General features: G+C 60.2%; 20 protein-coding genes and 2 pseudogenes. 12 read left to right on the top strand and 10 right to left on the bottom strand.

Features of this window, described 5'->3' with window-relative positions; translation table 11 throughout:
* Nucleotides 1-22: 22 nt before the first annotated feature.
* From FJ959_RS30640 to FJ959_RS30650, 3 genes are read left to right on the top strand one after another with little or no spacing between them, the layout of a single operon-like run.
* Nucleotides 23-820 carry an aspartate/glutamate racemase family protein gene (locus FJ959_RS30640; RefSeq protein ID WP_246672845.1) on the top strand — a complete coding sequence of 266 codons (798 nt, stop codon included), beginning with the start codon at nt 23-25 and terminating at the stop codon, nt 818-820.
* Between the two features lie 5 nt (nt 821-825).
* Nucleotides 826-1,488, top strand: coding sequence for an ankyrin repeat domain-containing protein (locus FJ959_RS30645; protein ID WP_140567963.1), 663 nt, complete (start codon nt 826-828; stop codon nt 1,486-1,488).
* A 17-nt stretch (nt 1,489-1,505) separates the two neighbouring features.
* A complete protein-coding gene (locus FJ959_RS30650) occupies nt 1,506-2,720 on the top strand; it encodes a cyanate transporter (RefSeq protein ID WP_140567966.1) in 1,215 nt (404 codons plus the stop codon).
* Between the two features lie 298 nt (nt 2,721-3,018).
* Here FJ959_RS30650 and FJ959_RS31960 read toward each other — a convergent pair whose 3' ends face one another.
* From FJ959_RS31960 to FJ959_RS30660, 3 genes are all read right to left on the bottom strand, one after another.
* Complete coding sequence (locus tag FJ959_RS31960; RefSeq protein WP_181165452.1) at nt 3,019-3,162, bottom strand: hypothetical protein; 144 nt, start codon at nt 3,160-3,162, stop codon at nt 3,019-3,021.
* Nucleotides 3,163-3,212: 50 nt separating this feature from the next.
* On the bottom strand, nt 3,213-3,674 hold the full coding sequence (locus FJ959_RS30655) for an Rrf2 family transcriptional regulator (RefSeq protein ID WP_140633793.1): 462 nt from the start codon (nt 3,672-3,674) through the stop codon (nt 3,213-3,215).
* A gap of 61 nt (nt 3,675-3,735) precedes the next feature.
* On the bottom strand, nt 3,736-4,200 hold the full coding sequence (locus tag FJ959_RS30660; RefSeq protein ID WP_140567969.1) for a group III truncated hemoglobin: 465 nt from the start codon (nt 4,198-4,200) through the stop codon (nt 3,736-3,738).
* A 327-nt stretch (nt 4,201-4,527) separates the two neighbouring features.
* Here FJ959_RS30660 and FJ959_RS30665 point away from each other — a divergent pair.
* The 3 genes and pseudogenes from FJ959_RS30665 to FJ959_RS30675 all read left to right on the top strand — a co-directional run.
* Nucleotides 4,528-4,737: pseudogene (locus FJ959_RS30665) on the top strand (transaldolase family protein); the annotation flags it as partial.
* A 256-nt stretch (nt 4,738-4,993) separates the two neighbouring features.
* Nucleotides 4,994-6,529 (top strand): FAD-dependent oxidoreductase, encoded by a 1,536-nt coding sequence (locus tag FJ959_RS30670; protein WP_140633796.1) that lies wholly within the window; start codon nt 4,994-4,996, stop codon nt 6,527-6,529.
* Between the two features lie 684 nt (nt 6,530-7,213).
* Nucleotides 7,214-7,471: a hypothetical protein gene (locus FJ959_RS30675; RefSeq protein ID WP_140633799.1), complete on the top strand. Its 258-nt coding sequence runs from the start codon at nt 7,214-7,216 to the stop codon at nt 7,469-7,471.
* A 217-nt stretch (nt 7,472-7,688) separates the two neighbouring features.
* Here the strand turns inward: FJ959_RS30675 and FJ959_RS30680 are convergent, their stop codons facing one another.
* The 3 genes from FJ959_RS30680 to FJ959_RS30690 form a co-directional block, all read right to left on the bottom strand.
* Complete coding sequence (locus FJ959_RS30680) at nt 7,689-8,309, bottom strand: Tim44/TimA family putative adaptor protein (protein ID WP_140633802.1); 621 nt, start codon at nt 8,307-8,309, stop codon at nt 7,689-7,691.
* A 55-nt stretch (nt 8,310-8,364) separates the two neighbouring features.
* The gene (gene ctaD / locus FJ959_RS30685) at nt 8,365-9,960 is read right to left on the bottom strand and encodes a cytochrome c oxidase subunit I (RefSeq protein ID WP_140633805.1); all 1,596 of its coding nucleotides are present in this window, start codon (nt 9,958-9,960) and stop codon (nt 8,365-8,367) included.
* A 101-nt stretch (nt 9,961-10,061) separates the two neighbouring features.
* The gene (locus tag FJ959_RS30690) at nt 10,062-10,724 is read right to left on the bottom strand and encodes a 5-formyltetrahydrofolate cyclo-ligase (RefSeq protein ID WP_140558743.1); all 663 of its coding nucleotides are present in this window, start codon (nt 10,722-10,724) and stop codon (nt 10,062-10,064) included.
* A 126-nt stretch (nt 10,725-10,850) separates the two neighbouring features.
* Between FJ959_RS30690 and FJ959_RS30695 the strand changes: the two genes are divergently transcribed.
* Together FJ959_RS30695 and FJ959_RS30700 are read left to right on the top strand one after the other, a co-directional pair.
* The gene (locus tag FJ959_RS30695; RefSeq protein ID WP_140633808.1) at nt 10,851-11,696 is read left to right on the top strand and encodes a LysR family transcriptional regulator; all 846 of its coding nucleotides are present in this window, start codon (nt 10,851-10,853) and stop codon (nt 11,694-11,696) included.
* 71 nt (nt 11,697-11,767) lie between these two features.
* Nucleotides 11,768-12,312: pseudogene (locus FJ959_RS30700) on the top strand (DUF488 domain-containing protein).
* A gap of 8 nt (nt 12,313-12,320) precedes the next feature.
* On the opposite strand, the gene FJ959_RS30705 reads toward FJ959_RS30700, so the two are convergent.
* The 4 genes from FJ959_RS30705 to FJ959_RS30720 all read right to left on the bottom strand — a co-directional run bounded on the left by FJ959_RS30705 (nt 12,321) and on the right by FJ959_RS30720 (nt 14,587).
* Nucleotides 12,321-12,881 carry a nucleoside-diphosphate kinase gene (locus tag FJ959_RS30705; RefSeq protein ID WP_140518335.1) on the bottom strand — a complete coding sequence of 187 codons (561 nt, stop codon included), beginning with the start codon at nt 12,879-12,881 and terminating at the stop codon, nt 12,321-12,323.
* 161 nt (nt 12,882-13,042) lie between these two features.
* Complete coding sequence (gene rnk / locus FJ959_RS30710) at nt 13,043-13,507, bottom strand: nucleoside diphosphate kinase regulator (protein WP_140518336.1); 465 nt, start codon at nt 13,505-13,507, stop codon at nt 13,043-13,045.
* A gap of 320 nt (nt 13,508-13,827) precedes the next feature.
* Complete coding sequence (locus FJ959_RS30715) at nt 13,828-14,034, bottom strand: hypothetical protein (RefSeq protein ID WP_140500693.1); 207 nt, start codon at nt 14,032-14,034, stop codon at nt 13,828-13,830.
* A 100-nt stretch (nt 14,035-14,134) separates the two neighbouring features.
* Complete coding sequence (locus FJ959_RS30720; protein WP_246673078.1) at nt 14,135-14,587, bottom strand: hypothetical protein; 453 nt, start codon at nt 14,585-14,587, stop codon at nt 14,135-14,137.
* Between the two features lie 167 nt (nt 14,588-14,754).
* Here FJ959_RS30720 and FJ959_RS30725 point away from each other — a divergent pair, with 167 nt between their 5' ends.
* The 4 genes from FJ959_RS30725 to FJ959_RS30740 form a co-directional block, all read left to right on the top strand.
* On the top strand, nt 14,755-15,276 hold the full coding sequence (locus FJ959_RS30725; protein ID WP_140525743.1) for a hypothetical protein: 522 nt from the start codon (nt 14,755-14,757) through the stop codon (nt 15,274-15,276).
* An 11-nt stretch (nt 15,277-15,287) separates the two neighbouring features.
* Entirely contained in the window at nt 15,288-15,980 is a 693-nt protein-coding gene (locus tag FJ959_RS30730; RefSeq protein WP_140558742.1) for a CBS domain-containing protein, read from the top strand.
* A 10-nt stretch (nt 15,981-15,990) separates the two neighbouring features.
* On the top strand, nt 15,991-16,329 hold the full coding sequence (gene fdxA, locus FJ959_RS30735; RefSeq protein ID WP_140525745.1) for a ferredoxin FdxA: 339 nt from the start codon (nt 15,991-15,993) through the stop codon (nt 16,327-16,329).
* 5 nt (nt 16,330-16,334) lie between these two features.
* Nucleotides 16,335-16,614: hydantoinase/oxoprolinase N-terminal domain-containing protein (locus FJ959_RS30740; RefSeq protein WP_281405706.1), on the top strand; the 280-nt coding region annotated here is incomplete at its 3' end.

The following is a 16,614-nucleotide window of genomic DNA, read 5'->3' on the forward strand; positions in this document are numbered from 1 at the left end:
TCAGCGATGCGGAACGGCAGCGATGCACGTTCCGTCGGACGGCGGCTATAGGAATTTTCGCATGGTACGCATCGGCATCATCAATCCCAATTCGACCGTGTCGATGACGGGATCCATCGCCGTCGCGGCGCGGCGAACCGCGCAGGCCGGCACCGAAATCATCGCCATGCAGAACGACAGCGGCCCGGCTTCCATCGAAGGCCCGATCGATGGCGCGAAGGCGGTCCCGGGTCTTCTCGACCGGATCGAACGGGCCGAGCGCAGTGACGCCGTGGAGGCCTATATCATCGCCTGCTTCGACGATACCGGGCTCGACGCCGCGCGGATGCTGACGCGCAAGCCCGTTATCGGCATAGGCGAGGCCGCCGCCCGCGTCGCCAGCATCGTGGCGAGGCGCTTCACAGTTATCACCACCTTGCCGGTTTCCGTTCCTATTATCGAGGACAATCTGGTTCGCTACGGCCTTTCGCCATTCGCCACCGTGCGGGCGAGCGGCATTCCCGTCCTGGCGCTGGAAGCGAATGGCGAGGCAGCCTTGTCGATCATCAGCGAAGAAATCCAGGAGGCGCTGCGGGTCGATCGCGCCGACGCCATCGTGCTTGGCTGCGCCGGCATGTCGGATATGGCGCGGCGACTGGCCAGCCTTCACGGTGTCCCGGTCGTCGAAGGGGTGTCGGCGGCTGTCAGGCTCGCGGAATTGCTCGTCGGCCTGGAACTTCATCCCAGGCAGGATGCTTTCGCCACCTCTCGGCGGAGCATGACGGCTTCGCTCGCCGCAGCAACCCGCTCGGCTTCCACGCACAGCGTGTCGGGGGGCTGATGCCGATGGTCAAGCGCAGACTTTTGCTGGGCGTCATCGTCGCCTGCATTCCATTGATAGCGTTGGGGCAGAACATGAATGAGACAAGGCCTCACTCGGCTGCGGCAAATGACGATGTCTCCATGATCAAGATGCTTGTTTCCGAGGGGGTCCGGATCGACGCGCGCGACGAGAATGGCCGCACGGCTCTTCTCGTCGCGACCCACGGCAACAAGGTCAGCGCTGCCAGGACTCTCATCGAGGCTGGCGCGGACGTCAACGCCAAGGACGATATCCAGGATAGTCCATATCTCTACGCCGGCGCACGCGGGCATCTCGAAATCCTGAAGATGACGCTTGCGCACGGCGCCGACCTCAAGAGCACCAATCGCTATGGCGGCACCGCGCTCATTCCGGCCGCCGAACGCGGACATGTCGAGACCGTCGGCGCGCTGATCGATGCCGGTGTCGATGTCGATCACGTCAACAAGCTCGGCTGGACCGCGTTGCTGGAGGCCATCATCCTCGGCGATGGCGGGCAGCGTCATGTCGAGATCGTGAAGCGGCTGATCGAGGCCGGCGCCAACGTCAATCTCGCCGACAAGGACGGGGCGACACCGCTGCGGCACGCGCGCAGGAACGGCTATGCGCAGATGATAACCCTGCTGGTGCAAGCGGGCGCCAGATGAACAGCGCGAAAATGTCGATGACCGCGCAACCTGTAACCGACAGGCAATGGACCCTGCTTGCCCTCGTCGTGCTAATCGGGATCAACCTGCGTCCCTTCCTGACGGCCCCGGGACCGATATTGGCTGATATCGTGGCCGACACCGGGATGGGCTATGGCAGCCTGGCCATGCTGACGCTGTTGCCGATGCTGCTGATGGGCCTCGGTGCGTTCGTTGCACCGGGCATCCAGGCGGCCGTCGGAACGCGCCGGGGCCTGCTCGCGGCGCTAACGGTGCTGACAGCGGGCTCGCTGCTCAGGCTTGTCGTGCCCGGCGGCCTGTCGTTGATCCTGACGGCGGCACTTTGCGGGGCGGGGGTGGCCTTCATCCAGGCCGCGTTTCCGGGGATCATCAAGGCAAAGTTCCCGACCAGCACACCCGCCGTGACCGGCCTCTATTCCTGCATGATCATGGGCGGTGGGGCGCTTGGCGCACGTCTGGCGCCCCTGCTCGTCAACAACGGATACGACTGGCGGGCAGCCCTTGCCTGGCTCGCGGCTCCCGCCGCCATCGCGCTGTGCGCCGCATTCCGCGTTCTGTCCGACGCCAAGGCTTCAAGACCCGATCGCGCCTTGACTGGCTTTCTGCTTCGCCGTCCACGGACCTGGGTCCTGATGGCGGCCTTCGGCCTGGTCAACTCCGGCTATTCATCTATGGTCGCCTGGCTTGCGCCCTACTACCAGGCGCAAGGATGGAGCAGTGCCGCCAGCGGCAATCTTGTGGCCGTGATGGCCATTTGCCAGGCGGCTTCGGCCCTGGTGCTGCCTGTCCTGGCGCGCCGGGGCATCGACCGCCGTCCCTGGCTCTGGCTGACCCTGCTGTTGCAGGCTGCGGGGTTTGCCGGACTTGCGGTTTTTCCCGCATTGTCGCCCGTTCTGTGGGTGGGAATATGCGGGGCCGGTCTTGGCGGAAGCTTCTCGCTTGCAATCGTCACGGCGCTCGATCATCTGCCGCGGCCGGAGCAAGCGGGCGCGCTGGCTGCGCTGATGCAGGGCGGCGGTTTTCTGATCGCCGCGCTTGGTCCATTCGCCACCGCGCTTCTGCATGGCTGGAGCGGGAGCTTCAGCAGCGGATGGATCATGCATCTCGGCTGCGTGACCGTCACAGCGTTTCTCTATCTGCACTTCAACCCAAAACGGTACGCCGACGTCATGAGGGGCTCGGAACAAGAGCAGTGCGAAATGGTAGTTTAACGAAGCGGAATGCAAGTTCTGAACTCAATGACGACGTACGTCTCCGCGGGGTGAGCAGCAGGCGCTTGCGCCGCATCTTGGCCGTGGAGATCGGCTCTGCCGGATCATCGGGGCCGGGCTGGCGCAGACGACGATATACCTCCTGCAGCTCATCGTCGCCGGCTATGCGCTGTCCAAGCGCCCGCCGGTCGCGCGCTCTGTACTTCCCCGACAGTTCTCCATCCGCCAAATCGCAATTGGGGTTGCAGGCGCCCAGACAACAGCCGGGCCGATAAAGTCACACGCCATCGTTGCGAAACTACACAAACATCATCACGATGATCGCTCCGATAACTATCAGGACAAGCCCACCGATAAGCATCGGCAGCAGAGTGTTGTCCGGGTCGATATCAGAATCAATGTCCTTTGTGACCTGTTGATCATTCTTCTTTGGTTCAGCCATGGCCCATCTCACATCCGAGCAAAAACAGCGCGCGTCGAAGCCGCGCAACATTATACGGTCTTGCGTGTCGCCCCGGTGCGAACGGGTGGTATCTGACCGCCGAGGAAGTCTTCGGGCATCAGTGTGATGTCGGCGAGCGTGTAGCGGTCAAGGACGTTCAGGAAGGAGGCTGTCGCTTCGTGAAACATGCCTGAAAGCTTGCAGGAGGCGGTTAGCACACATCGGTTTCCGGTCGCGAAACATTCGACCAGCGCGAAATCCGGCTCGGTTAACCGCACGACATCGCCAATCCGGATCATCTCAGGCCGGCGCCCGAGAATGAGACCACCGGAACGGCCGCGGATTGCCTTCATATAGCCGCCACGGGTCAGAGTGTTGGCGACCTTGTTCAGATGCGTCTTCGACACGTTGAAGGTGCGGGCAACCTCCTCGATCGTTATAAGCCGGCTACCGGCGGCGGCAGTGTACATCAGCATCCGCAATGCATAATCCGAAAAGCTGGTCAGCCGCATGAATCACGGCTTCCTGTCGATCGCTGTGCATTGTAGGAACCACTCACAAACCGGTCGTGCATCACAAGTCTCTCTCGACGATAGGTTCGATGCCGATCGTGGTCTCGCCGCGGTTGAAGGCGATCGCGAGACGGAAACTGTGAGCAATTCGCAGCGCGCGATCCATAAAAAGCGTCGCCACCTCGGCCGGGCAAATGCGACGCACCGTTGTCCGAAACAATATTAGCCAGCGACGGAAATGCGCCGCGCCGAGGCCGGCTATGACCAGGTGCGGCGGCAGTGGCCTGCCGTCGTATCGGGATGTCCGAAGTAGAGTAGCGGACCAGAAGTCACACATCTTCGCCAGATGCTGCGGCCATTTATCTGGCTCGATCCGATCGTGGAAAATGGGACCGAGAAGGTCATCACGGCGAATTTCGTCATAAAACCCGTGGACTACACTGCGGATCATTGCCTCGTCGAGTATGTTGGGCAATGGCACGCCGTCGACCACGATTGTTCTCTTGCTTCGACCGTTCGCGGTCATTCCGAAGCTCCTGTTTTCTCCGACGCAAGCTGGCTGAAGCCTTGGTTCGCTCTTCGATGTGATCCTCTATATAAGATAGATTGTCAATCTATCTTATTGCGTGGCAAGACGCCGTGGTGCCGCACCAGAAATGGGTCTGTCCGACCAAGCGGCGAATGACGAGCCCCTGAATCCTAGGCATTTCCGAACTGCCTGGACGTCACCCCAGGCCCGAGGCCGGAAGTATCTAAATTGGCGGGGAATTCCCGATGTGGCTCAGTTTCGAGAGTCGCCAACGCCTCATCAGATGACCGTGCCAGCCGGAGTCGCTCCCGAACCTGAAGTGCGATCTACGACAACGGCAAATCCTTCACGACGGAAATCCTGGCGTCCTCAATTCGCACTCCACTCCATGTCAAACAGGCGGCGATCGCAGGCGCGGATGTCGCGACCGTACCACCAGCGATACTCAGAAACCTCGCCAGACATCCACTCACCGACAAGGGCCTCAAGTCGTTTCTTGCCGACTGGGGAAAGACTGGGCAGGCGATCTTGTAGTTGTGCGCAGTGGAATCGCGGAGGGAAAGCCATCATGAAAACTGCACTCAACTATCGATTAAATTCGTTTGCATGATGTCCGCGAGAGCGGGAGACTGCGGTCTGAGCCACTCAGCCCAGTACATGACGCAGTCGGAATGTCGGCGCGGATAATGCTGAGAATCTGAAGGCGCACTAGCCAGGCAGAAGGTACCCCGAAGCAGTGTGCCGCTTCGCCGCACGAGCGGTTTTGACACGGATCGCCAAGGACGAGAATATGGCTGAAGCTGATACCAAATCAAACGGACCGGATCTGGTCCAGGGGATCGCGCTGTCCGACCTTCTCGATGGCGGAAAGCTTGTCGGCCATTGCGGCGACGAGCAGGTGTTGCTGGTGCGCCGCGGGGCCGAGATCTTCGCCATCGGCGCGACATGCACACATTACGGCGGGCCGCTCGGTGACGGTCTTGTGGTGTCGGATTCCATTCGATGTCCGTGGCACCACGCTTGCTTCGATCTGCGCACAGGCGAAGCCTTGCGAGCGCCTGCCTTCAATCCACTCGCTTGCTGGTCGGTGGAACAGCGCGATGGGCGGATATTCGTGGGCGAGAAACTCAAACGGACGGCGCCGAAGCCGCGCGGCGGAAGCGCGGGCGGGGTCCCCGAGAAAGTCGTCATTGTCGGCGGCGGCGCGGCCGGTTTCGCGGCGGCCGAAATGCTGCGGCGAGAGCAGTACCAGGGCAGCATCGTCATGATCAGCGACGACCATGCGCCGCCCGTCGACCGGCCGAATCTCTCCAAGGACTACCTCGCAGGGAAGGCCCCGGAGGATTGGATTCCGCTGCGCAGCCAGAAATTCTATTCAAAAAACAACATCGACCTGCGTCTCGATACGAAGGCCGTCGATATCGACCTGCGTTCTCGCGAGGTCATTCTGGCTGATGGAAGCAGGAGTCCTTACGATAGACTGCTACTTGCCACGGGGGCCGAACCGGTGCGCCTCTCCATCCCCGGCGCGGATCAGCCACATGTTCACACGCTGCGCTCGTTTGCAGATTGCAAGGTGATCATCGAGCGAGCCACGACTGCGCGCCGCGCCATTGTGCTTGGCGCCAGTTTCATTGGCTTGGAAGTTGCCGCAGCGCTGCGCGCGCGCAATATCGACGTTCATGTCGTGGCGCCGGATAAACGACCCATGGAACGGGTCCTCGGTCCGCAAATGGGTGACTTCATCCGCGCACTCCATGAGGAACATGGAGTCGTGTTCCATCTCGAGGACACCGCGAGCAGCATCGACGGCAACAAAGTGAAACTAAGCAGTGGCAACATGTTGACGGCGGATTTCGTCGTCGCCGGCGTCGGCGTGCGTCCGCGGACCGGGCTTGCCGAAAGGGCGGGGCTCACTCTTGACCGCGGCGTCGCCGTAAATGCCTTTCTGGAGACGAGCGCACCGGACATATTCGCGGCCGGCGACATTGCGCGGTGGCCGGATCCTCACACTGGCGAGAACATTCGGGTCGAGCATTGGGTGGTTGCAGAGAGGCAGGGGCAAACCGCGGCCCTGAACATGCTCGGCCATCGCGAGAAATTCGCGGCCGTGCCGTTCTTCTGGAGCCAGCACTACGACGTTCCCATCAACTATGTCGGCCATGCCGGGCAATGGGACGAGATTGCTGTCGATGGAGACATCGGTGCCAGGGACTGCCTGCTGCGCTTCAAGCGCGAAGGGCGCACGCTGGCTGTCGCTTCGATCTTCCGTGACATCGAAAGTCTAGGGGCGGAGATGGAAATGGAGCGCCAAATGGCAAGGTAGCAAGCGCTCTTGGGCACCGCGATCCATAGACAGTGCAACCCGTATGGCGCAGCGGTGCGTCGCTGTGACTGAAAGGAGTTCGACTTATGTCCACAATGCAACAGGAACCGAGCACCACCAACGGATTGGACGCCGTTCATTCAAAGATCGTCAAGTTCGCTACCGGTGTGGCCAGGGAAGCGTCCGATGAGGCGCCGACCTCGGTCGAAATCTTTTCGGACAGGGGCCGCTGGTACTGCAGGGTCCGTCGCGGCGATGAAAAGACTCGGCCAATGGGTCCTTATTCCAAACAACAGGCTGAGCGGATCCAAGAGGCTCGGAGACTGTTGATTGCCAAAAGAGGCACCGTTCGGATCATGTTCGAGTAGGGAGGACATTCACGATCACGTCGGCCGGCGTACTTCTCACCACAACCATCGTTCCGTTCATCATCGACTTTTTTGAAACTGTGCAGGTAGACCTCCGGCATTGAGGGTTGTCGCGTTGTGAAGCCGCGTTGCGCGGCAGGGTGTCTGTTGACGTTTTCCCCTTGGCCAAGCCGGCATCGTTGCAGCGTCGCCCGAGGGCGCCTCTTCTGGCAATTTTCATCGTTCCACCCACCTGGTAGCCTGATCCTCCAGGCAGGACGGCCTGTCTTCGTCGCCTCGACCAACCAGGAAATTTCCGCAACAAGGTTCTTGTCGGATGGAGGATACGCGTGAAGCGAAGCGTCCGGTTACCGATGCCATGCCATTTTTGCAAATGGCTCAGGGGGTTGGTGCAATCACGATCGAGGATGCCGCGACCGATGAAACCTGGAACAGCCTGAACAATATCGTCGCCTTCCTTTCGAGCCACGGCGTAAGGGCGAAGGCTGACGTGTTTCCGGAAAGATCTGATGGTGGATCAATCGCTGATGTGGCCGATGCGATGCATGCGGATCTGACCATATCCGGCGCCTGAGGCCACAGCAGGTTCAGGGAGTGGATCTTTGGCGGTGCTACCCGCTCGCGGCTTGAGAATGATCGACTGAACCGGTCATGCCGATTTGATCGTGATACACAAGTCGTGGATGCACATTGTCAAAAGCTGGAAATTCTGCGCGGCTTGAGCGCTCCGGGTTGACCGCCCATCTATAGTGACAAGGCTGTCAGGCAGGCATCGGGTGAGTATGCACTCGTTACTCGCCTTCCGTGGCGATCAACATCCAATTGCGCTTTGTTGACTGGGTGTCACAGGCGAACGTCCACGTATCGATCACCTCAACGATCTGCTGGGGATCGCCGGCGACGATTGCATCGTTGGCCGAGCGTGTAACGCTGACCACGTCGGAAACGAAGCGAACGGCAATCTCAGCGGTGCTATTCTCCGCAAGAGCGTCGACGACCTTTGCTTCCTTCGTGCCAATGAAGGTGAGTTGCAGCATCTCCCCCCGATCCCGGCGGCCGGCAATCGCTCGTCCGAAGATATCGAGCACTTCCGGCCCGACGAGACGCTTCAACGTTGGGATGTCGCTGTCCGCATACGCGCGCAGGATAGCTTCATAAGCCATATTGGCACCGGTCAGAAACGCGGCAAGGTCGAAAGTTGGGTCGATCTCTCGGATCGCATCCAAGCGTGTGTCCGTATAGGATATATCGTCGATACTGCCGGTTCGCTGCTCTCTCGGCGCATCGTCCTGCTTGGCCTTGTCGTTGCCCGAGCGCGGCAGAGTTTGGCCCCAACTGCCCAGCAATGCCCAATAAAACGCTATGATCGCCACGAGCAGGATCTGGTTGTTTGGATCTGTGGTTTCGTTCATGACGTTCTCCCGACAGAATGTCGAAACAGGCGCCGGTTCGGAACCGGAGCGAACACTAGGCAATGCGCGGCAGCTTCTCCCATTGATGGAAGGGCGGCGGCGATGGCAGCTGCCATTCCAGCGTCGTCGCCCCTTCGCCCCAAGGATTGGCGCTTGCCTGGCGTCTTCGGCTGAAGGCCTCGGCAACCGCGATGAAGAAGACGACAAGCCCGGCCGTTGAGATGTAGGAACCGATCGACGAGACGAAATTCCAGCCGGCAAAAGCATCGGGATAGTCGGCGTAACGTCGCGGCATGCCGGCCATGCCCAGAAAATGCTGCGGGAAAAAGACGAGGTTGACGCCGATGAACATCAGCCAGAAATGCAGCTTGCCGAGCGTTTCGCTGTACATATAGCCGGTCATCTTCGGGAACCAGTAGTAGAAGCCGGCAAAGATCGCGAAGACCGCCCCCAAAGACAGCACATAGTGGAAGTGAGCGATCACGAAATAAGTGTCGTGGTACACGCGGTCGATACCGGGGTTCGCAACCATGATGCCAGTGACGCCACCAATGGTGAACAGCAAGACGAAGCCGAGAGCCCACATCATGGGTGTCTTGAACTCTATCGATCCTCCCCACATGGTCGCCAGCCACGAAAACACCTTCACGCCGGTTGGAACGGCGATGACCATCGATGCGAAGGCGAAGTAGCGCTGCGTGTCGACCGACAGGCCGGTCGTATACATATGATGTGCCCAGACGACAAAGCCGATCGCGCCGATTGCCACCATTGCATAGGCCATGCCGAGATAGCCGAAGATCGGCTTCTTGGCGAAGGTCGAGATGACGTGGCTGATGATGCCGAAGCCAGGCAGGATCATGATGTAGACTTCGGGATGGCCGAAGAACCAGAACAGATGCTGGTAGAGGATCGGATCACCGCCGCCGGACGGCGAAAAGAAGGTCGTCCCGAAATTGCGATCGGTCAACAGCATGGTGACCGCGCCGGCGAGCACCGGCAGCGACATGAGAAGCATGAAGGCGGTGACCAGCATCGACCAGGCGAACAGAGGCATCTTGTGCATGGTCATGCCGGGTGCGCGCATGTTGAAGATGGTCGTGATGAAGTTGATCGCGCCGAGGATCGAGGAGGCCCCCGAAAGGTGGATAGACAGAATAACGAGGTCGACGGCGGGACCTGGCTGGCCATCCGTCGAATAAGGCGGATAGAGCGTCCAGCCGCCGCCATGGCCGAGTGTACCGGGCGCTCCCGGAACGAACATCGAGGTGATGAAGAGGATGAATGACACCACCAGCAGCCAGAACGAGATGTTGTTCAAGCGGGGGAAAGCCATGTCGGGTGCGCCAATCATGATCGGCACCATCCAGTTGCCGAAGCCACCAATCAGCGCCGGCATGAGCACGAAAAAGATCATGACCAGCCCATGGGCACTGACGACCACATTGTAGACGCCCGGATCGCCAAATATCTGCAAACCCGGTTCCTGCAACTCCATGCGGACCAACACGGAAAGCGCCGTACCGAAGACGCCTGCCATGATCGAGAACAGCAGGTAAAGCGTTCCGATATCCTTGTGGTTGGTCGAAAACAGCCATCGGACGAGAAACCGGGGCTTGTGACCATCCAAGGTCGAGGCTGGATTGGACATGATTTGCTTCCTGCTCTCCACTGCCGGCAGGCAGACGGGCTCAACGATGGACGATCCCTGCGATCCGCCATCACACGAGGCCAGCTCTTGCCCGCGTTTATTCATTCATCCGTGACGACCACATCCATCGGAATGTCGTGCGGCTGCGGATAGATGGTTCGGATCCTGCTACGGGCGTAACCGACGCCGACGACGAGAGGCCGCCTGGGCGCCGCGGCCAGGGTCCGGTCGAAGAAGCCGCCGCCATAACCCAGGCGATAGTTAGCCTCGTCGAAACCGACAACGGGCGCGATGACCACATCCGGTTGGACGGCAGGTCCATGAGAGGGGACAAGAATATTCCAGACTCCGCGTTCGAGCGGGTCTCCCGGCCCCCAGATGCGAAACTCCAGCGGCCAGCCTTTCTTGATGACGACTGGAAGCGCAATCCGCCCGCCGCGCTCGATCACCTTTATCGCCCAGTTGCGGAGGTCGGGCTCACCGCGGAACGGCCAATAGCCGCTGACGATCCGCCCGCTCACCCGACCGACGGCCAGGTCGAGAACGGAAGCGATGCGTAAAGACCTCGCATTGCGTTCCTCGGCGTCCATCGCGAGACGCTCATCGATTAGACGCTTGCGTTCCGCCTTGCGCCATCGACAGACATCGGGCCATGCGTCCTGAACGGCCGGCTCAGTGCCGTACCCCGGGACAAGCTCATGCATAAAGCATGGTGGAGAGGCGTATTCTCTCGTCTCCGGACAAACATCCTCCTGATCAGACATCGCACGCTCCATATCCGTTACAGCGGAGACCCTCGCCTACGTGGACGTTGCGCTGCGTAAAACAGGAAGGCAAACGGAATTAAATGCTGTATTGATGCAAGATTATTGCACTAATCGGGAACCAGCATGGACATCGACCGCGCGCGCACGTTTTTGGAAATCGTCCATTCCGGCAGCTTTCTGAGAGCTGCCGACCGACTCCACGTCACCCAGACCACTGTCAGCGCGCGGATACGCACGTTGGAGGAAGAGCTCGGACGTCAGCTCTTTGTCCGCAATCGCAATGGTGCGCAGTTGACGCAGGCGGGCCGGGAGTTCGAGCGGTTCGCGCAATCATTCGTGCAAATCTGGGAACGAGCACGCCACCAGCTCGCCATCCCATCGGGACGGACAAGCGTCATTGCCCTGGGCGGGGAGCTCAGCCTGTGGAACCCGCTGCTGCTCGATTGGCTGGTCTGGATGAAGAAGGCCAGGCCGGAAATCGCCATCCAAGCCCAGGTCGGCGTGCCGGACCAGCTCCTCGAGCAGCTCAGGACTGGCGTTCTCGACATCGCGGTGCTCTATGCGCCGAAGCTGCTGCCAGGCTTCAGGGTGGAGCTCCTCGTGGAGGAGCAGCTCGTCTTGGTTCGGAGCACGGACAGAGACTCAGAGTTGGACGCCTCAAGGGACTATGTCTATGTCGATTGGGGGCCGCTGTTTGCGGCCCAACATGGCGCCAGTTCCTCTGCCTTCGGCGAGCCGGGATTAATGGTCGGCCTTGGTCCGCTTGGGCTGAGCTACATTCTGCGCGCCGGCGGAATGGGCTATTTCCGTAGGGGCGCGGCAGCGCCCCATATCGAGGCCGGGCAGCTGGAGGTCGTGGAGGGCGCGCCGGAATTCACCTATCCGGCCTATGCAGTCTATCCGGATGCAAGCGCGTCGCGAACCGACGTACAGGAGGCGCTACGTGGATTGAAGCAGGTGGTGAAATGACCGTGTTCTGTCAGTTCCAAATCACTGATCATGCGGCCGGAAAGAAATCCACCGCCATGGATTGATCGAACATGCCTTATCCGTTCCACACCATCGGCCACTCGACCCGGCCGACCGCCGAATTCGTCGCCCTGTTGCGGGTTGGCGAGATTACCCTGGTGGTCGACATAAGGGCCATCCGGCGATCGCGGACCAACCCGCAATTCAACAGCGAAACGCTGCCGGACAGCCTTGCGGATTTCGCGATCGGATATGAGCATATTGCCGAGCTTGGCGGCCTGCGCGGCAAGGCGCACGACATTCCGCCGACGCTCAACGCATTCTGGCTCAACCAGAGTTTTCACAACTACGCCGACTACGCGCTGTCAGCGGAGTTCCATGGCGGTTTGGAGCGGCTTGTGTCCCTTGGCAGGCAGCAGCGGTGCGCCATCATGTGCTCGGAAACGCTTTGGTGGCGTTGCCACAGAAGAATCGTCGCGGACTATCTGATCAGTCGTGGCGAGTCCGTTTTTCATCTGATGGGCATGACAAGGTCGAGCCGGCGAAGCTCACCGACGGTGTGGAGGCAAGGCTCGACGGAACGCTTGTCTACCCGCTTTCCCAGCGTTCTGGATAGTCAAGGCCTCAGGCGGCCGACGGCCCCGGGTCGTCGAACCCGTCGTTGAAAGCCGCCATGACCCTGTTTTCCGCTTTGGGTTGTGACTCATCAGAGTGATGGGCGACGCGCAAAACCGGTCCGTTCGGTCGCCACGGGTCGGGCGCTGCACCCCCCGTCAACTCCAATCTCTCCCGCCTTGCCGCTTCCGGCTGGTAGACCACTTCATGCACAGTCAGCGTTTCATGGCCGCCCTGCGCGGTCGGAATGGACATGGACTGACCTTCGGCCAGACCAAGCAGCGCCAGGCCGCGCGGGTTGGTGATCGGCAAAAGCATGCCAACCAGACCGCGCATCTCGTCATGTGCGACGATGCGGGTCTCGGCAGGGCCGTCGTTTACACGATAGGTCACTCGGGTGCTGAGCGTCACGACCGTTGGCGGAATGTCTTCTCGAAACATCACAATTGCGCTCGAAATCTTCCGTTGAAGGACAACGGACAAGGCATCGCCGCGGGGATGGCGCTCTTGCATCACTTCAAGAATCGTGAAGTCCTTGGTGGTCAGTTGGCAGCTATCGATAGTGGGCATGGTGCGTCTCCAAGACGGACCCGTGAAAGGGTTCCGGCGTCAAGCATTTGATCGGATGTGGAAGCTACCCCTGTGCCGGACCAGAACAGGCCGGCGCAGGGGTCACACTCCCGCGATCAGGCTGCCTGCGTGATTGAGGAGACGGGTGGAAACGCCCATGTCTAGGCGTCTGCCGGGATCGCCGAAGACGCTGGTGCGCGCCGATCGACTGCATCGCCTTCCGCAGCGGGTTGGCCTACGGCAAGCACCGACAGTTTGTGCCGGCGCCCATCGCGCGCTGTCCACATGATCGACTGTCCGGCCGAGAGGCCGATCAGGGCCGTGCCGATCGGCGTGAGGACTGAAACCTTGCCTTCGGAGATGTCCGCGTCGCCAGGAAAAACCAGCGTGACTGTTTTGGCATTGCCAGTATCGGGCTTGAATGTCACCGTCGAACCCATCTGGACGGTGCCGGCGGAGACCCAATCATCGGCGACGATACGTGCCCGCTCGAGTTCGGCGAGCAGTTCATCGGAGGCCTCCGGATTGCGCGCGGCCACGGTGCTCGCAACCGCCGACAGACGCGCATGGTCTGACTGTGAGATGCGGATGTTCGGCTTGCGCCGCGTTTTCGTGTTGTCTTGCATTTGAATACTCGTGCTTCCGCTCGGACCAGCCGCCACGGAGGGTGCCGGAATCGAGCCAATTCGTGAAAATCTTGATGGAACGCCAATGCTCCGGAGGCTTGAGGTCCTGCGGAACCATCCCATGTGGGTAATCGCACCGCCCCTCGGCTCGGGGCACGCATGGCAGCCGAGCCGGGGGCTACATTCCCGCTATGGGGCAAACCCGGAAAAGAAAATCGCGACGAATTCTGACTGCGGCGTTCATAGGACCATAGTTGGTGAAGCAATCCGGGAAGTCAAGTCAGCCACCTCGGTGCAGTTTGGCGGGTATCAATCCTAAACTAGTCAGAGCGGGCGCCAAGCAACGTTCTTATCACCAGCTCTCTTCCGGCCCGGTTTATCCCGGTCCCGCTGGGTCTTTCTTCAGCCAGCCCGAGAAAGACAAGACGTTCGGCCAAGGCTTTCGATAGAGATGGGTAGGGTCCGCGGTTCATTCGCTTGAGTGCCGTCTGCTCCTCCTTGGTGAGATCGTCCCAGATAACTGTCATGAGAGCCATCTCCCTTGTGTGCACTATCAAGCCGATGCCGATCCTGGATTGTCCAGCGACGGGCTGCGACCATGAATTCATTGGGCCCCGAAGGTCTTGCTTATGGAACGGCATCTGTTCCGACAATGCCGCCTTCATTCTCCAGAACGCCGATCCGCTTGACTTCCGAGCGGTTGAGCTTCAGGCGAACGCCAATACCGCCGCCGTTCTCGGCAATGAAAACGGCGCCGGCGCTTTCAAGCGCGGTTTGCAGCGTGTCGCAGATATCTCGGTCAGGAAGGTTGATCCGGCGCTCGAATTCTTCGATGACCAGCGCATCCACGCCTGAATTGCCGGCGAGCTTTTCACGGGTCCATTCGACCAGTGCGCGAGCGGCACGGCATTGAGCACCAGTGATCATCCTCAAAATCTCCTTCTGGATCGCTTTGGGAGCGAATTGCCGCCTGCTGAAACCCAGGACGCTGGGAGTGCGACGGCCGCGTCCGTAAAAAATGCATATCGAATCCGAAAAGGAAAGGGTTGCGCCCCTCACCGCGATCGAATCATGATGCAAAATAATTGTGCTGAAGCGGCAATAAATTTCGTTTGTCTTGCAGATAAGGATGAGTGAAGCTCGTGCGTAGCGAAACGACAGATTGGGTGCCAGCCAGCAGGTCTCAACGCTAGGGGACTGTTTGGCGATATCGCGCGAAGGGCACCTTGGGCTCGGCAATGACAATAATGGACAGGCTTGAACACGATTTCGGCAGGATCCTTTCTGGCCCGGACATTCGGCGTCATGTCGTCGGTCGAATGGTATCTGCCAATCGCCCTGACGCAGATGACGGCATCCCAATCGTACCCGTGGATGACAATGCTCTCAAAACCCGGCTGCGCGAGGAACTGCTCCTGCAAGCACGGACCCGGCTGCCGATCACCTATGCAAGACTGGCCAAGAGCATGGTTGGTTCGCAAGCAACAGGCGTGATCCAGGGTGCACTCGAACAACTGATGGACGACGATGCGGACGAAGGCCTGCCATTGCTTGCGGCCGTTGCCGTGAACGCGCTCGATCCTGGTTTGCCCGCTCCCTGGTTCTTCCACAAAGCCGAGGACATGGGGCTGTTCGCTGGCGATCCGGCCGATCTGGAAGCGTACGCTTTCCATGCAAGGGAGTTTTGTCGCGCGATCCATCTCCATGCTGGCAACGGGCAAGGCTCTGGAACGACCTTGCCGCCGGTACTGCCGCCTGCAGGCCGGTGAAGGAGAACGAAATGCTGATCGCCAAGGACGTCATGACGTCGCCGGCCATCGCGGTAGGGCCTGACAGTACGGTGGACGAGGTCGCCGATATTCTTCTGTCGCACGGGATCAGCGCCGTGCCGGTGATCGATCGAGGTGCGCTGCTGGGCATCGTCAGTGAAGGAGACCTGATCCGCCGGGCGGAGATCGGAACAGCACCGCAGGGTCGTTCCTGGTGGCTTCATTTATTCACCAACAACGCGGTTCAGGCGGAAGACTATGTCAAATCTCATTCCGATCATGTGATCGACGTCATGACACAGCAGGTTGCGACGGTGGTCGAGAGTACGCCAGTCGCCGAGATCGCAACCCTGCTTGAGCACAATCGGATCAAGCGTGTCCCAGTGCTGCGCGACGGGCAGGTGGTTGGGATCGTCAGTCGCGCTAATCTGGTGCGAGCGCTGGTCATTGCCAGGAAAGGGTGGCGCGCTCCGGCCTTGCATGACGACAGCAGCATCAGGATGGAGATTGTCGATGCCTTGCGATCCGAATCGTGGCCCTCGAGTTCGGACGTGATCGTGAACAACGGCGTGGTCACCCTGTGGGGAACGTATCTGTCGGAGCAGGAGCGGAAAGCCTCGATCGTCCTGGCTGAAAACACCGCTGGCGTGCGGGCTATCGATGACCATCGCATTCCCTTCGATATGACCTACGGCTTGGTCTGAAGGCCACCGAATGACATTCGTGGTCACCGACAATTGCATCAAATGCAAATACATGGACTGCGTGGAAGTCTGCCCGGTGGACTGCTTCTACGAAGGCGAGAACATGCTCGTCATCCATCCCGATGAATGCATCGACTGCGGCGTCTGCGAGCCGGAATGCCCGGCGAAGGCCATTTTTCCCGATACCGAGCCTGGTCTCGACGATTGGCTCGCGCTGAACGCCGAGTATGCGTTTGTGTGGCCCAATATTGCGATCAAGCGCGATCCACCCGCCGACGCCAAGGCGTTCGACGGCGAAGCGGACAAGCTCGCGAAATATTTTTCGCCGGAACCTGGGTCGGGTGACTGATCAAAATGAACGCATGTGCGCACCAGCCGTCGCCACTTTATCTGGGCATTGACACTGGCGGCACGTACACCGATGCCGTGCTGTGGTCGGAATCCACAGGCATCGTGGCCAAGGCCAAGTCGCTGACCACGCGACACGATCTTGCCGAGGGCATCGCCGGCGCCGCAGACGCTGTTTTGTCCGAGGCAGTCATCGAGCCCAGCGCGATCAAGCTCGTCTCGATGTCGACCACGCTGGCCACCAACGCCCTCGTCGAAGGGCAGGGCGGGCGGGTCGCGCTGGTGA

Origin of the sequence: Mesorhizobium sp. B2-2-4, from assembly GCF_006442375.1 — a bacterium.
Classification (GTDB): Bacteria; Pseudomonadota; Alphaproteobacteria; order Rhizobiales; family Rhizobiaceae; genus Mesorhizobium.

Bases quoted from the DNA above. Each gene is read 5' to 3' on its own strand.
- FJ959_RS30650 (WP_140567966.1), top strand. From the start codon at position 1,506: ATGACCGCGCAACCTGTAACCGACAGGCAATGGACCCTGCTTGCCCTC.
- FJ959_RS30640 (WP_246672845.1), top strand. From the start codon at position 23: ATGCACGTTCCGTCGGACGGCGGCTATAGGAATTTTCGCATGGTACGC.
- FJ959_RS30660 (WP_140567969.1), bottom strand. From the start codon at position 4,200: ATGACCGCGAACGGTCGAAGCAAGAGAACAATCGTGGTCGACGGCGTG.
- FJ959_RS30655 (WP_140633793.1), bottom strand. From the start codon at position 3,674: ATGCGGCTGACCAGCTTTTCGGATTATGCATTGCGGATGCTGATGTAC.
- rnk (WP_140518336.1), bottom strand. From the start codon at position 13,507: ATGCAAGACAACACGAAAACGCGGCGCAAGCCGAACATCCGCATCTCA.
- FJ959_RS30675 (WP_140633799.1), top strand. From the start codon at position 7,214: ATGGAGGATACGCGTGAAGCGAAGCGTCCGGTTACCGATGCCATGCCA.
- FJ959_RS30645 (WP_140567963.1), top strand. From the start codon at position 826: ATGGTCAAGCGCAGACTTTTGCTGGGCGTCATCGTCGCCTGCATTCCA.
- FJ959_RS30670 (WP_140633796.1), top strand. From the start codon at position 4,994: ATGGCTGAAGCTGATACCAAATCAAACGGACCGGATCTGGTCCAGGGG.
- FJ959_RS30680 (WP_140633802.1), bottom strand. From the start codon at position 8,309: ATGAACGAAACCACAGATCCAAACAACCAGATCCTGCTCGTGGCGATC.
- fdxA (WP_140525745.1), top strand. From the start codon at position 15,991: ATGACATTCGTGGTCACCGACAATTGCATCAAATGCAAATACATGGAC.
- FJ959_RS30730 (WP_140558742.1), top strand. From the start codon at position 15,288: ATGCTGATCGCCAAGGACGTCATGACGTCGCCGGCCATCGCGGTAGGG.
- FJ959_RS31960 (WP_181165452.1), bottom strand. From the start codon at position 3,162: ATGGCTGAACCAAAGAAGAATGATCAACAGGTCACAAAGGACATTGAT.
- FJ959_RS30695 (WP_140633808.1), top strand. From the start codon at position 10,851: ATGGACATCGACCGCGCGCGCACGTTTTTGGAAATCGTCCATTCCGGC.
- FJ959_RS30715 (WP_140500693.1), bottom strand. From the start codon at position 14,034: ATGACAGTTATCTGGGACGATCTCACCAAGGAGGAGCAGACGGCACTC.
- ctaD (WP_140633805.1), bottom strand. From the start codon at position 9,960: ATGTCCAATCCAGCCTCGACCTTGGATGGTCACAAGCCCCGGTTTCTC.
- FJ959_RS30690 (WP_140558743.1), bottom strand. From the start codon at position 10,724: ATGTCTGATCAGGAGGATGTTTGTCCGGAGACGAGAGAATACGCCTCT.
- FJ959_RS30725 (WP_140525743.1), top strand. From the start codon at position 14,755: ATGGACAGGCTTGAACACGATTTCGGCAGGATCCTTTCTGGCCCGGAC.
- FJ959_RS30705 (WP_140518335.1), bottom strand. From the start codon at position 12,881: ATGCCCACTATCGATAGCTGCCAACTGACCACCAAGGACTTCACGATT.